Here is a 12,944-nt window from a genome sequence, read left to right as displayed (position 1 = left end):
CAGCCTGCTGCGCAGCGCCGTGTCGGTGGTCCGACGAGTCGTCACCAGGTGACCGGCAGCGCCTCCGGTCCCCGGTTGACGGTGCCCCGGCGCCAGCGGATCTCGGCCGGGGGCACCGCCAGCCGCAGCGCCGGGAGCCGGGTGAGCAGGGTCTCGAGGATGACCGCGCACTGCATCCGGGTGAGGGCGGCGCCGACGCAGTAGTGGGCGCCGTGGCCGAAGGCCAGGTTGGGGGCCTGGCCGGTGCGGGCGAGGTCCAGCCGGTCCGGGTCGGGGTAGACCGACGGGTCGCGGTTCGCGGCGAGGTAGGAGACGTACACGGCCTCGCCTGCGCGGATCGTGACACCGCCGACGGTGACGTCCTCGGTGGCGATCCGCGGCATGCCGACCCCGTTGCGCTGCGGGATGAAGCGGAGCAACTCCTCGACCGCGTCGGGGAGTCGGCCGAGGTCGGCGCGCAGCCAGGCCAGCTGCTCGGGGTGGGTGAGCAGGGTGTAGACCATGGTGGACGCCTGGTTGCGGATCTGGTCCAGGGCGTTCAGGACGATCATCACCGAGAGGGAGATCAGCTCCGGCCGGCTGAGTGAACCGGCCTGGTGGGCGGCGACCAGTTCGCTGAACAGGTCGTCGCCCGGGTGGGCGGCCCGGTGCTCGGCGAGGGCGCGGAAGTAGCCCGCGATCTCGGACTTGACCGCGTTGCCCTCGGCGAGCGAGTGGTCGCTGGAGAGGATGACGGCGCGCCAGCTCTGCAGTCGGCCGAGGTCGGCGGCGGGGACACCGAGCAGGCTGCCGATCACCTGCTCGGGCAGTGGCCCGGTGAGGGCCTCGGTGAGGTCGGCGGCCGGCCCCCGCTCGCACATGGCGGTCACCAGTCGGGTGGCGATCTGCTGGGTCTCCAGCCGGAGTTCGGCCACTCGGCGGCGGTTGAAGGTCTGCGCGACCAGGCGTCGCAGCCGGGTGTGGTCGGGCGGGTCGGTCCGGCCGATGCCGCCGACCGGGGCGACCACGTGCGGGGTCATGCTGGTGACCGGGCGGTCGACGGTGAGCTCGCGGCTGAACCGGGGGTCGGAGGTGAGCTCCTTCACGTCCTCGTACCGGGTGGCCAGCCAGGCGTCGCCCTCGCCGAACCGGAGCCTGACCCGGGCGATCGGCTCCTCGCGGAGCAGCCGGTGCAGCAGCGGGTCGAACTCCAGCTCGGGCAGGTGGACGACCGGCCAGAAGTGCACGGTGTCCCGGGCGGTGTCCCGGGCGGTGCTCCGGACCGGGCAGAGGTCGGTCACGAGGCTGCCTCCGCCGGTACGGGGAGGTGCCGCAGCGGGGTGAGCTGCTCGATGTCGTAGCGCAGTCGCAGCGCTGCCACCGCCTGGTGGTCGATGCCGCCGTCCGCGTTCAGCAAGTCCAGCAACTCCTCGAAGTAGTGCTCGTGTTCGGGTGGCGGTGCGGCCTGGAAGAACATCCGGGCGGGCCGGCCGGTCGGGTTGGCGAAGGCGTGCGGGCAGCCGGGCGGGACCAGGATCAGCGTGCCGGGCGTGGCCCGCAGGAAGTGCTGCCCCTGCCGGGACTCCCAGTCCCGCCAGTCCGGGGTGCGGACCTTGGGTTCGAAGGCCAGCACGTCCAACTCGCCGTCCAGCAGCAGGAACAGCTCCTCGCTCCGGCCGTGTGCGTGGGCGCCGACATCGAAGCCGGGGGGCACCACCACCTCGAAGCTGGAGGCGATCAGCGAGTGCGCGCCGGTCACCTTGAAGGTGACCTGCTGGGCGGCGGCCTGCACCGTCCGGCCGCCGCCCGGCGGCACCACCAGGCCGTCCTTCGGGTTGAGGTAGGTCATCGGAGGCTCCTCACCAGGTCACCGGCAGGGTCTCCGGACCCCGGATCAACGCGCCGCGCTGCCAGACCAGTTGGTCCTCGGGCACGGCGAGGCGCAGGTCGGGGAAGCGGTCCCAGAGCGAGCCGACGATCAGTTCGGACTCCAGCCGGGCCAGCGAGGCGCCCGGGCAGTAGTGCGGACCGTGGCCGAAGGAGACGTGCGGGTTGGGGCAGCGGTCGAAGTCGAGCACGCCGGGGTCGGCGAAGACCGCGGGGTCGCGGTTGGCGGTCAGGTAGGAGACGTAGACCGGATCCCCGGCCGGGATCAGCACACCGCCGACCTCGACGTCCTCCAGGGCGATCCGGGACAGCCCGACCGCGTTGCGGTGCGGGATGTAGCGCAGCAGCTCGTCGACCGCCTGCGGGAGCAGCGCGGGTTCGGCCCGCAGCCGGGCCAGTTGGCCGGGGTGGGTGAGCAGGGCGAAGACCATGTTGGCGCTGTTGTTGCGGACGGCGTGGCCGCCGCCGATCTGGACCAGGACGGCCAGCCCGACCGCCTCGTGCTGGGTCAGGGTGCCGTCCTGGACCGCTTCGGCGAGTACCCCGGCCAGGTCCTCGCGCGGCTCCACCCGGCGCCGGTCGAGCAGTTCGGCGAAGTACTCGGCGAACTCCTGCTTGGCCAGCTCGCTGGCCTCGCGGCCGGCCGAGGCCGAGATGACGGTGTCGGACCAGTGCGCGATCCGGTCGTGGTCGGTGGCCGGTACGCCCATCAGTTCGCACATCATGGCGAGCGGGAACGGACGGTTGAGGTGCGCCATCAGGTCGAGCGGGCCGCCGTGCTCGGCCATCGCGTCGAGCAGCCGGTCCATCACCTGCTGGGCGTGCTCGCGCAGTCGGCGCATGCTGGCGGGGGTGAACGCCTTGGCCACCACCCGGCGCATCCGGGTGTGGTCGGGCGGGTCGGCGAAGCCGACGGCGCCGTCCATCGGGATGAAGTGCGGGGCCAGCCGGGTGACCGAGCGCCCGTACACCGCCTGGCGGCTGAACCTCGGGTCCACCGAGACGAATTTGACCTCTTCGTACCGGGTCACCAGCCAGGCGTGGCCGTCGCCGTGCGGCAGCCGGACCCTGGCCACCGGGTCCTCGTGCAGCAGCCGGTGCAGCAGCGGGTCGAAGTCCAGGCCGGCCAGGTCGGGCGGGTTCCAGAAATGCACCGGAGCGGCGGCGGTGGTGGTCAATTCGAGCTCCTGATCAGCGTCTTGGCGAACGACTGGGGCTTGATCGGCACGGTCCAGCGGCCGAGCGAGACCTCGGCGGTGATTCCCGGGCCGAAGCCGGCGATCAGCCCGGTGGCCCGGTCGGTGGCGGTGCCCTCGTCGAAGTAGCGGGCCAGTGCGTCGAGCACCACGGCGCTGGCGATGTTCCCGTACTCGGTCAGGGTGGCCCGGCTGAACCGGAAGCACTCCGGGGCGACCCCCAGGTGCGCGCAGAGGTCGTCCAGGATCCGTGGCCCGCCCGCGTGCACGATGTAGAAGTCGAGGTCGGAGGCGTTCCAGCCGTGCCGGTCGGCGAGTTGGACCAGCACCGGGGCGAGCGGCTCCATGGTGCCGGGCACCCGCTTGTCGAGCAGGAAGTGGAAGCCGGTGGACCGGACGCTGTAGGCGATCCAGTCCTCGGTGTCCGGCACCAGGTGCGAGCCGTTGCGCTCCAGGTGGACACCGGTGCCGCCGTGGCCGCGCACCACGGCGGCGGCCACCGCGTCGCCGAACAGGCCGTTGGAGAGCAGCGTGCCGATCTCCAGGTCGGTCGGCTGGTAGCAGAGCGAGCAGAACTCGCAGGCCACGATGAGCACATTGGCCTGCGGGTAGGCGGTGCAGAAGTCGTGCGCCCGGTTGATCGCGGCGCCGCCGGCCGCACAGCCCAGCTGGGCGATCGGGAGCTGGCGGGTCTCGGGGCGGAACCCCATCGAGTTGATCAGCCAGGCGGTCATCGAGGGCATCATGAAGCCGGTGCAGGAGACGTAGACGATCAGGTCGATCTCCTGGGGCGTCAGGCGCGCGTGCTCCAGCGCCTCCCGCACCACCTGGGGCACCCGGCGCTTGGCCTCCGCCTCGTAGCGCAGGTTCCGCGCCTCGAAGCCGGGGTGCGCCAAGGTCTCCTCGACCGTCTGGACCAGATGCCGCTTGCGGACCCCGGTGTTCTCGATCAGCCTCAGCGCGAGCGGCAGTTGGGGGTGGTCGGCGTGGACCGACCGGACCAGGTCGAGGGTCTCCTCCATGGTGATCACGTACTCGGGCACGGCAACAGCGGGACGGCACAGGGTGGCCACGGACGGGACGTTCCCCTCGATCGACGAGGACCCGCCCGGCGGGGGGACACCCGCCGCGGGCCCGGAGCCGGGCCGGCTCCGGCGGTACCGTTCCCAGCCACCGATCGAACCACCCGCCGCACGGTGGAATGCACACGAAGGAACCAGTCGCAAATCGGAGGCGCATTCGGAGTGACCCGGCGATACTCGCCGGATGACTGTTCTTCGCCCTCCGGCCGGGCCTGTTCCGCATGCTGCGGCGGCCACCCGGTGACCAGCTTCGTCACCCACCGGGAGCGGGTGCTCGATCCGGCCCTGCCGCTGCTGCAACGGCACCGGGAGCTCTGGGTCTGCCTCCATGTCTTCGCGCCGTACGGATTCCACGGCACGTACCACCATCTGACGATCAGTGCCCGGATGCCTCGTGACCTGGAGACCGACCCCGACTCGCTGGTCCGCGCGGTGACCGAGCTCGACCGGGCTCGGGTGCTCTGGCAGGCGGCGGAGGCCCGGTACGCGGAGCGGCGCCGGTTCGAGAAGCGGGAGTTGGGGCTGCGGACGCCGCAGCGGCCAGGGCCCTGGTTGCGGCGCGGGCCGGCGCAGGAGTGCTACGTGGTGGACGTCCTGTGCCACCCCGCCCTCGGCCTGCCGGAGTACGTCCACCGCCAGGTGCTGCTGGCCGAGGGGGTGATGCTGCCGGGGTGCCGGCAGTGCGGCGACGAACGGCCGACGGTGGCGCGCTCCACCGGACACGGGTTCGTCGAACTCTGCCAGGGGTGTGGGACGGTGCGGCGCTCCTGCGCCTGCGGCGGTCGGCACGTGCTGCGGACCCGCGAGCCGGTCACCTGGCAGAGTCTGCGGCTGCGGGAGCATCTGACGGAGGACGGACGGCCGCGCGAGACGGACGGGATCGCGGCCCGGATCGCGCAGTTGGAACTGGTGCCGCGGCCGCGGGTCACCTCGTGGGGTAGCCGGTCTCTTCCAGGTCGTCGGCCAGATCCGCCAGGGTCAGCTCGGGGTTGAGGGCGCGGACCACCTCGGTGGTCAGCGGCCGCAGCGCCAGCACGTGGCGGACGGCGGTCAGGTCGACCGGGACCTCGTAGTAGTCGGTGGCGAACTCGCCGTACGCCTCCGCCGAACGGTCGGTGAGGGACTGGAACAGCCAGTCGGCGCCGTCCGGGTCGGGGTGGCCGGGCGGGAGGTCGACGGTGCCGGTGTGCCACTGCTCGTCGCTGCTCAGCCGCCAGAGTGCGGCGGTGACGGCCGGGAGGCCGTCGTCGGTGAAGGCGGGCTCCTCGGCGCAGGCGCGCAGCGGCTCGGGCACCTCGTCCAGCACGCCGGGCCAGACCCGGTCCTCCGCGTACGGGCTCATCGGGGACTCGTGGTCGAAGCCGCGCAGGTAGACGCCGGCGGGGGTGAAGGTGACCGTGTACTCGTCGCCGGAGCCGTTCTTCATCGAGGCCAGCTGCTCCCCGGGCGCCCAGTCGGCATCGAAGGAGAAGTAGCGGTCCGGCCACTCGGGGCAGAGGATCGCGTCCAGCACGGCCAGCGCCCGGCAGTGGTCCCGCAGGACGTCCGGGGTGGGCAGTAGCGGGGCGACATCGTTGGCGGTCATGATGATCATCCAACCGTACGGCTCCGACAGCCCTCGCCCCGGCCCCTGCGGTCAGTTGAGGCTGTACCAGGGGGACGGGGTCCAGGCCGCGCCGAACGGCAGAGCGGCGTCCGGGTCGGTCAGGGTGATCCGGATGCCGACCGTCCCCGCCAGGCCGAGCCGGAGGCGGCTGCGGACCAGGGCGAGCATCCCCGTCAGGCCGTACTTGTTGAGCAGTGAAGTCCGGTAGCAGGCGGTGGTGTCCGGGTCGCAGAGTGCGGCGCGGGCCTGCTGCCGCCCGCCGAGCGGGCGGCCGTGCTGGTCGCAGGGCTCGACCAGGACGCCCGGGTGGCTCCGGACGTGGCGCACCACCGCCGAGTCGGTCCGGGCCCAGACGCCGAGCGCCGGGCCGTCCGCCACCACCCAGGTGGTGGCGGTGGCGGCGGTGCCGTCGGGCTCGAAGGTGGTGAGCAACAGGTACTGCTTCTCGGCGAGTTGGGCGCTGGGCAGGCGCATCTCACGCTCCGTCAGTGCTCGTCGGTGTGGGTGATCTCGCGGTACTGCTCGGCGGTCGGCCGGCTGAGCTGGCTGCCGGGGCCGTACCAGGCGCGCGAGGCGCGGACCCGAACCGTGGTCAGCAGCCCGGCCCGGACCGGGAGTTCGGCGGGTGCGTACTGCTCGTGTGCGGTCAGTCGGTGCAACTCGGCCTGTGGCAGCGGCTCGTGGAGCTCGACGAACTCACCGTGCGGCAGCCGCTTGATGATGCCCGTCTCCCGGCCGTGCAACACCTTGTCCCGGTCCCGTCGTTGGAGGCCGAGGCACCAGCGCTTGGTGATCAGGAACACTGCGACCGGCACTACGAACGCCCCTATCCGGACCGCGTAGGTGATGCTGTTCAGCGACAGGTGCAGGTGGGTGGCGAACAGGTCGTTGCCGCCGCCGGCCAGCAGCACCAGGTACAGGCTGATCCAGGCCGCGCCGAACGCGGTGCGCACGGGCGCGTTGCGCGGGCGGTCGAGCAGGTGGTGCTCCCGCTTGTCCTGGGTGATCCAGCTCTCCGCGAACGGGTGGACCGCGATCGCGGCCAGCACCAACGGGAAGGCCAGGAAGGGGATCAGGATGCCGAGGTTGAGGGTGTGGCCCCAGAGGCCGACCTCCCAGCCCGGCATCACCCTGATCAGGCCCTCGGCGAAGCCCATGTACCAGTCGGGCTGGGCGTCGGTGGAGACCTGGTCGGGGCGGTACGGACCGTACGCCCAGATCGGGTTGACGGTGGCGACAGCGGAGATCACCGCGATGATGCCGAAGACCAGGAAGAAGAAGCCGCCGGCCTTGGCCGTGTAGACCGGCATCAGCGGTGAGCCGACCACGTTCTGCTCGGTGCGGCCGGGACCGGCCCACTGGGTGTGCTTGTGGTAGAAGACCAGGATCAGGTGCGTCACCAGCAGGCCCACGATGATGCCCGGGATCAGCAGCACGTGGATGGTGAAGAACCTCGGCACGATGTCGGTGCCCGGGAACTCGCCGCCGAACAGGAACATCTGCGCGTAGGTCCCGATCAGCGGCACCGCGAGGGTGACGCCCTCGACGAAGCGGATGCCGGTGCCCGAGAGCAGGTCGTCGGGCAGCGAGTAGCCGAAGAAGCCGTCCAGCAGTCCGAGGAACAGCATCAGGAAGCCGAACAGCCAGTTGATCTCGCGCGGCTTGCGGAACGCGCCGGTGAAGAACACCCGCATCATGTGCACGAACATCGCCGCGACGAACACCAGCGCGGCCCAGTGGTGGATCTGACGGATCAGCAGCCCGCCGCGCACCTCGAAGCTGATGTGCATCGTACTGGCGTAGGCCTCCGACATCCGGATGCCGCTCAGCGGGAGGTACGGGCCGTGGTAGACCACCTCGGCCATGCTCGGCTTGAAGAACATCGTCAGGTAGACGCCGGTCAGGACGATGACGACGAAGCTGTAGAGGCAGATCTCGCCGAGCATGAAGGACCAGTGGTCCGGAAAGATCTTGCGCAGGTTGGTCCGGGCGATCGTGTGGATGCCCAGCCTGCCGTCCAGCCAGTCCGCCGTGCGGCGCCCCGAGTTCTGACGGGTGGTCATGGCACTCCCCTTGTGCGCGATCCGTGCAGCCAGATTGAAACGGGGACTGCCCCCCGTTTCTTGGCGCTACCCTAGCAGTAGTGGGGAGCTGTCCCCGTTTCAGGGATTGGTTAGGGTGAGCACATGACGGATCAGCAGGCCACGCCCCGGCGGCGGGACGCCCGGCGCAACCGCGAGGCGCTGGTCGAGGCGGCCGCCGAGCTCTTCGCCCAGCAGGGGCTGAACACTCCGCTGGACGTGATCGCCCGCCGCGCGGGCGTCGGAAACGCCACCCTCTACCGGCACTTCCCGACTCGGGAGGACCTGATCGGCGAGGTGTTCGCGACGGCGGGCTCGGTGCTGGCCGAGGCCGGGGAGCAGGCGCTCGCGGGCGAGGACGCCTGGGCCGAGATCGAACGGTACTTCGGCCGGATCTTCGAACTGGTCGCGGCCAACCGGGGGTTCAACGACCTGGTGACGATGGCCATCCCGAGCGTCCCGGCGCTGGCCGAGATGAGCCACCGGAACGCCGCCACCGTCACCGCCCTGATGGTCAAGGCGCAGAAGCAGGGTGCCATGCGGCTGGACGTGGTCCCGATGGACCTGCTCTTCCTGCTCGGCCCGCTCTGCCGGGCCGTCCCGGCCGCCGACGACCTGCGCCCCGGCCTGTGGCGGCGCCACCTGGCCCTGCTGCTGGCCGGGTTCCACACCCGGGCCACCGGTCCGCTGACCGAACCGCCGGTCGGCGAGGAGCAGTTGGACCAGCTCTTCGCCGGGCTCTGGGAGGCGGAGGGGTGATCCTGCGTCAGCGGGTCACCCGAGTAGGGTCGGCGGCATGACCAAGGCGCCGGCAGCAGGGGGAGAGATGACCGAGAGCATCGAGTACGTCAGGTCGGCGGCGGCCGTGGCGACCAGCACCGGCGACGACTACCGGGTGGAGATCCGGGCCGGACGGCACCGACTCGCCGCCGACGAGCCGGAGTCGGCGGGCGGCGCGGACACCGCGAGCACGCCGGTCGGACTACTGCTGTCGGCTCTCGGCTCCTGCACGGCGATCACGCTGCGGATGTACGCGCAGCGCAAGCAGTGGCCGCTGGAGACCGTGCGGGTGCACCTGGCCTACGAGAAGGGCGCGGGTACGGCGGTGCGGATCACCCGGCGGATCGACCTGGTCGGCGAGCTGGACGAGGCGCAGCGGGCCCGGCTGCTCGACATCGCCGAGCGCACCCCGGTGACCCGGGCGGTCGGCGGTGGCACCCCGATCATCGCCGCCGAGCCGCACCCGGCGCGCAGTCACTCGCCCGCGTAGGCCCGCCGCAGTGCGGCGAGGTCGAACTTGACCATCTGGAGCATCGCCGCGGTGGTGCGGCTGGCCTTCTCCGGGTCCGGGTCGCTGACCATGTCGATCAGGGCGGTCGGCGTCACCTGCCAGGAGACCCCGAAGCGGTCCCGCAGCCAGCCGCACTGGATGGCCTGGCCGCCCTCGGTGAGGCGGCTCCAGTAGTAGTCGATCTCCGCCTGGTCGGCGCACGGGATCTGGAACGAGACCGCCTCGCTGAAGGTGAACTCCGGTCCGCCGTTCAGGCCGACGAACTTCTGCCCGTTCAGCTCGAACTCCACGGTCACCACCGAACCGGCCGGCCCAGGACCGGCCTCCGTGTAGCGGCTGATCCGGCCGCGGCGGGAGTTCTTGAAGATCGACAGGTAGTGGTCGGCGGCCTCCTCGGCCTGGCCGTCGAACCACAGGCAGGTGGTGAAGCGGTCGTCAGTGGTCATACCGGTGCCCTTCCGACTGGCCTGCCGGTGGCCTTCGGACGCACCCGGCCGGCGGTGCTGCGCCGAAGCCGACGCCCGAAAAGTGAGCATAGGACCGAATCGGCACCGTTCGGGCGGACGCCGCGCGGGAGCAGTCCCGGCCGCGSGGGGTCAGCCCCGGCCGGTCGGCCGTGGTGCGGGGAGGGCGGCGCACAGGAGGTCGAGTTCCTCCTCGGTGTTGTAGTAGTGGACCGAGGCGCGCAGCACCGACTCCAGGCCCCGTTCGGCCAGGTCCCAGCGGGCCGAGCCGACCGCAGAGACCGAGAGGTTGATCCGGCGGGCCCGCAGCTCCCGGACGAGTTCGAGGCTGTCGTGGCCGTCGACGGTCAGGCTGACGATCCCGCACTGCCGCAAGCCCCGGTCGTGCATCCGTACGCCGGGCAGCGCCCGGAGCCGGTCCCGCAGGCCGGCCGCCAGTGCGGTGATCCGCTGTTCGATCGCGGGCAGCCCAAGCTTGAGCGCGTAGTCGACCGCCACCCCGAGCCCGATCCGGCCCGCCACACCGTTCTCCCAGCTCTCGAAACGGCGGGCGTCCTCCCGTACCCGGTAGGAGTCCGGACCGGTCCAGACCGCCGACTGCAGATCCGGGAACGGCGGCTCGAGGCGGTCCTGCAGCCGCTCCGAGCAGTACAGGAAGCCGGTGCCGCGCGGCCCGCGCAGGTACTTGCGGCCGGGGGCGGTGAGCAGGTCGCAGCCGATCTCCCGGACGTCGACCGGCAGTTGGCCGACCGACTGGCAGGCGTCCAGCAGGTACAGCACCCCGGCCGCCCGGGCCACCCGGCCGATCTCGGCCGCCGGGTTGACCAGCCCGCTCTGGGTCGGGACATGGGTGACGCCAATCAGCTTCACCCGCTCGTCCAGCAGCTCGCGCAGAGCAGGCACGGAGATCTGCCCGTGCTCGTCGTCCGGCACCACCTCGATCCGGACCCCGTACCGCCGGGCCGTCTGCAGATAGGCCATCGCGTTGCTGGCGTACTCCGACCGGCCGGTCAGAATCCGGTCGCCCGGCTGCCAGCGGAGCCCGTAGAACGCCATGTCCCAAGCCCGGGTGGCGTTCTCCTGCAGGGCGATCTCGTGCGGTCCGGCGCCGATCAGCCGGGCCAGCGCGTCGTAGACGTGTTCGATCCGGTCGGTCTCGGCGATCGCGGCCTCGTAGCCGCCGCCCTCCTCCTCCAGCCGGAGGTGGCGCACCACCGCGTCCACCACCTGACGCGGCGGCAGGGAGGCGCCGGCGTTGTTGAGATGGGTGACGGCCGTACAGCCCGCCGTGTCCCGCCGGGCCTGTTCGACGTCGATCGGCACTGTTGCCTCCCTGGGGGTCCACCGTTGCTGCTCACCCTAGGCAGGCGGTCGGCCGGACGCAGCACTCGCTGCGCGTCTGAGAACGGGAATCGGGGGCAGGCGGGGAGAATGGCCGAGATGCGAGCGACTCTGTCCGTCAACGTACGTCAGTATCTCCGCGATCCGGTGGTGCACCTGACCGTCCGGGCCACCCTCGCGGCGACGCTCTCCTATGCCGTGGCCGTACAGCTGAGCACCGAGCCCGCGCCGCTCACCGCTCCGCTGACGGCGCTGCTGGTGGTCCAGGTGACGGTCTACTCGACGCTGACCACCAGCATCCGCCGGGTCAACTCGGTGGTGGTGGGCGTGCTGATCGCGATCGGCTTCAGTGCCGTGATGGGACTCAGCTGGTGGAGCCTGGGGCTGATCATCCTGGCCTCGCTGACGGTCGGTCAGTTCGTCCGGGTGGACGAGTTCGTCAACGAGGTGGCGATCAGCGCGATGCTGGTGCTGGGGGTGACCCGGCTCGCCAGCCAGGCCTGGGACCGGGTGCTGGAGACCCTGATCGGCGCCGGGGTGGGCCTGCTGTTCAACCTGCTGTTCGCGCCCCCGGTCTGGCTCGACACCGCCGGCGAATCGATCGAGGACCTGGCGCGCCGGGCCCGCCACCTGCTGCTGCGGCTCGCCGAACAGCTGCACGGCCCGACCGAGGTGCACCTGGCCGCCGCCCGGCTGCACGAGGCCCGCGAGCTGGACCAGGCGATCGCCGAGGTGGACGCCGCGCTCCGGCAGGCCGAGGACAGTCTGCGGCTGAACCCCCGGATCTCCGAGGGCGTGCTCTCCCGGCTGGTGCTGCGCACGGGTCTGGACACCCTGGAGATCTGTGTCGTGGTGATCCGGGTGCTGGCCCGTTCGCTGACCGACCTGGCCAAGCGTCGCACCGGTGACCAGGGGCTGTTCCCGCCGGATGTCGCGCTCGCGCTGGAGGAGCTGCTCGCCCACGTCGGGGGCGCCCTGGTCAGCTTCTCGGTGCTGGTCACCACCCAGGTCAGCCGCAACGCGGAGGCGGCCGAGCAGCGGCTGGCCGACGAGCTCAGCGCCGCCCTGGCCAGCCGGGAGAACGTCGCCCGGCTGCTGCTGGAGCAGGTGCAGCAGCATCCGGACGCCTGGCAGCTGCACGGTTCGCTGCTCGCCGAGCTGGACCGGATCCTGGACGAGCTGGATCTCGAACACCGGTCCCGCCGCCTGATGGAGGAGCTGGACCGGGCCACCGTGGCCAACCAGGAGCGGTTCACGGTGCTGTACCGGCTGCGCAGGCTGGTCCGGGGCTGACGCCGAGTCAGGAGCTGGGCTCAGGCCGGGGCCGGGCCGAAGCGGCGGCGGTAGGCCTGGGGGTTGAGGCCGGTCTCGCGGCGGAGCAGGGCACGCAGGTTGGCGGCGCTGCCGAGGCCGCTGCGGTGGGCCACCGCGTCGAAGCCCGACTCGCCCCGCTCGATCAGCCGGCGGGCCAGCGTGAGCCGTTCGCCGGTGAGCCAGACCAGCGGGGTGGTGCCGAGCTCGGCGCGGAAGCGCCGGTGCAGGGTGGCCGGGCTGACGGCGGCGCGGGCCGCGAGGTCGGCCACCGTCAGCGGTTCGTCCAGCCGCTCCTGGGCCCAGGCCAGCACGGGCCCGAGCGACTCGTCCGGCAGATCGCGGACCGGCCGTTCGACGAACTGCCGTTGCCCGCCGTCCCGGTGGGCCGCGAAGACCAGCCGGCGGCTGACCGAGTTGGCGATCTCGGCGCCGTGGTCGCGCCGGACCAGGTGCAGGCCGAGGTCCAGCGCGGCTGCGCTGCCCGCCGAGGTGAGGATGTCGCCGTCGTCGACGAACAGCACGTCGGACTCCAGCCGGACGGCGGGGAACCGGGCCCGGAACGAGTCCGCCCACTGCCAGTGCGCGGTGGCCCGGCGCCCGTCCAGGACCCCGGCCTCGGCCAGCGTGAAGGCGCCGCTGCAGAAGCCGACCAGCCGCGCCCCGCGCGCGTGCGCCCGGCGGACGGCGCCGAGCACGGCCGGGC

General features: G+C 71.9%; 14 protein-coding genes. 4 read left to right on the top strand and 10 right to left on the bottom strand.

What is annotated here, in order from left to right; translation table 11 throughout:
• Positions 1 to 41: 41 nt before the first annotated feature.
• Genes ACXJMZ_RS27455 through ACXJMZ_RS27440 form a run of 4 tightly spaced genes read right to left on the bottom strand, consistent with a single transcriptional unit; the run spans position 42 to position 4,135 of the window.
• Positions 42 to 1,280 carry a cytochrome P450 gene (locus tag ACXJMZ_RS27455; protein WP_457032729.1) on the bottom strand — a complete coding sequence of 413 codons (1,239 nt, stop codon included), beginning with the start codon at positions 1,278 to 1,280 and terminating at the stop codon, positions 42 to 44.
• Complete coding sequence (locus ACXJMZ_RS27450; protein ID WP_457032728.1) at positions 1,277 to 1,828, bottom strand: cupin domain-containing protein; 552 nt, start codon at positions 1,826 to 1,828, stop codon at positions 1,277 to 1,279. Before ACXJMZ_RS27450 ends, ACXJMZ_RS27455 begins: the two co-directional genes overlap by 4 nt.
• 10 nt (positions 1,829 to 1,838) lie before the next feature.
• A complete protein-coding gene (locus ACXJMZ_RS27445) occupies positions 1,839 to 3,044 on the bottom strand; it encodes a cytochrome P450 (RefSeq protein WP_457032727.1) in 1,206 nt (401 codons plus the stop codon).
• Positions 3,041 to 4,135 (bottom strand): type III polyketide synthase, encoded by a 1,095-nt coding sequence (locus ACXJMZ_RS27440; protein WP_457032726.1) that lies wholly within the window; start codon positions 4,133 to 4,135, stop codon positions 3,041 to 3,043. Before ACXJMZ_RS27440 ends, ACXJMZ_RS27445 begins: the two co-directional genes overlap by 4 nt.
• 249 nt (positions 4,136 to 4,384) lie before the next feature.
• Between ACXJMZ_RS27440 and ACXJMZ_RS27435 the strand changes: the two genes are divergently transcribed.
• Complete coding sequence (locus tag ACXJMZ_RS27435; protein WP_457032725.1) at positions 4,385 to 5,137, top strand: hypothetical protein; 753 nt, start codon at positions 4,385 to 4,387, stop codon at positions 5,135 to 5,137.
• Here the strand turns inward: ACXJMZ_RS27435 and ACXJMZ_RS27430 are convergent.
• Genes ACXJMZ_RS27430 through qcrB form a run of 3 tightly spaced genes read right to left on the bottom strand, consistent with a single transcriptional unit; the run spans position 5,070 to position 7,813 of the window.
• Positions 5,070 to 5,729: a hypothetical protein gene (locus ACXJMZ_RS27430; protein ID WP_457032724.1), complete on the bottom strand. Its 660-nt coding sequence runs from the start codon at positions 5,727 to 5,729 to the stop codon at positions 5,070 to 5,072. The genes ACXJMZ_RS27435 and ACXJMZ_RS27430 overlap by 68 nt on opposite strands.
• 51 nt (positions 5,730 to 5,780) lie before the next feature.
• Entirely contained in the window at positions 5,781 to 6,224 is a 444-nt protein-coding gene (locus ACXJMZ_RS27425) for a PPOX class F420-dependent oxidoreductase (protein WP_457032723.1), read from the bottom strand.
• Positions 6,225 to 6,235: 11 nt separating this feature from the next.
• Positions 6,236 to 7,813: a cytochrome bc1 complex cytochrome b subunit gene (qcrB, locus tag ACXJMZ_RS27420; RefSeq protein WP_457032722.1), complete on the bottom strand. Its 1,578-nt coding sequence runs from the start codon at positions 7,811 to 7,813 to the stop codon at positions 6,236 to 6,238.
• 123 nt (positions 7,814 to 7,936) lie between these two features.
• Between qcrB and ACXJMZ_RS27415 the strand changes: the two genes are divergently transcribed.
• Positions 7,937 to 8,590, top strand: coding sequence for a TetR/AcrR family transcriptional regulator (locus ACXJMZ_RS27415; RefSeq protein ID WP_457032721.1), 654 nt, complete (start codon positions 7,937 to 7,939; stop codon positions 8,588 to 8,590).
• A gap of 37 nt (positions 8,591 to 8,627) precedes the next feature.
• Positions 8,628 to 9,101: an OsmC family protein gene (locus ACXJMZ_RS27410; RefSeq protein WP_457032720.1), complete on the top strand. Its 474-nt coding sequence runs from the start codon at positions 8,628 to 8,630 to the stop codon at positions 9,099 to 9,101.
• Here the strand turns inward: ACXJMZ_RS27410 and ACXJMZ_RS27405 are convergent.
• Complete coding sequence (locus tag ACXJMZ_RS27405) at positions 9,086 to 9,568, bottom strand: VOC family protein (RefSeq protein ID WP_457032719.1); 483 nt, start codon at positions 9,566 to 9,568, stop codon at positions 9,086 to 9,088. The two genes, ACXJMZ_RS27410 and ACXJMZ_RS27405, sit on opposite strands and share 16 nt — an antisense overlap.
• A gap of 150 nt (positions 9,569 to 9,718) precedes the next feature.
• Positions 9,719 to 10,909 carry an aminotransferase class V-fold PLP-dependent enzyme gene (locus ACXJMZ_RS27400; protein WP_457032718.1) on the bottom strand — a complete coding sequence of 397 codons (1,191 nt, stop codon included), beginning with the start codon at positions 10,907 to 10,909 and terminating at the stop codon, positions 9,719 to 9,721.
• 108 nt (positions 10,910 to 11,017) lie between these two features.
• On the opposite strand from ACXJMZ_RS27400, the gene ACXJMZ_RS27395 reads away from it, so the two are divergent.
• A complete protein-coding gene (locus tag ACXJMZ_RS27395) occupies positions 11,018 to 12,220 on the top strand; it encodes an FUSC family protein (protein ID WP_457032717.1) in 1,203 nt (400 codons plus the stop codon).
• 20 nt (positions 12,221 to 12,240) lie between these two features.
• Here the strand turns inward: ACXJMZ_RS27395 and ACXJMZ_RS27390 are convergent.
• Positions 12,241 to 12,944: GlxA family transcriptional regulator (locus tag ACXJMZ_RS27390; protein ID WP_457032716.1), on the bottom strand; the 704-nt coding region annotated here is incomplete at its 5' end.

Source organism: Kitasatospora sp. P5_F3, from assembly GCF_054049135.1.
Note: the sequence above shows the minus strand (reverse complement) of the source record. Positions and strands in the feature narration are given on the sequence as shown.

Coding starts and splice junctions, on each gene's coding strand:
- ACXJMZ_RS27450 (WP_457032728.1), bottom strand. CDS start 1,828: ATGACCTACCTCAACCCGAAGGACGGCCTGGTGGTGCCGCCGGGCGGC.
- ACXJMZ_RS27430 (WP_457032724.1), bottom strand. CDS start 5,729: ATGACCGCCAACGATGTCGCCCCGCTACTGCCCACCCCGGACGTCCTG.
- ACXJMZ_RS27425 (WP_457032723.1), bottom strand. CDS start 6,224: ATGCGCCTGCCCAGCGCCCAACTCGCCGAGAAGCAGTACCTGTTGCTC.
- qcrB (WP_457032722.1), bottom strand. CDS start 7,813: ATGACCACCCGTCAGAACTCGGGGCGCCGCACGGCGGACTGGCTGGAC.
- ACXJMZ_RS27415 (WP_457032721.1), top strand. CDS start 7,937: ATGACGGATCAGCAGGCCACGCCCCGGCGGCGGGACGCCCGGCGCAAC.
- ACXJMZ_RS27410 (WP_457032720.1), top strand. CDS start 8,628: ATGACCAAGGCGCCGGCAGCAGGGGGAGAGATGACCGAGAGCATCGAG.
- ACXJMZ_RS27405 (WP_457032719.1), bottom strand. CDS start 9,568: ATGACCACTGACGACCGCTTCACCACCTGCCTGTGGTTCGACGGCCAG.
- ACXJMZ_RS27395 (WP_457032717.1), top strand. CDS start 11,018: ATGGCCGAGATGCGAGCGACTCTGTCCGTCAACGTACGTCAGTATCTC.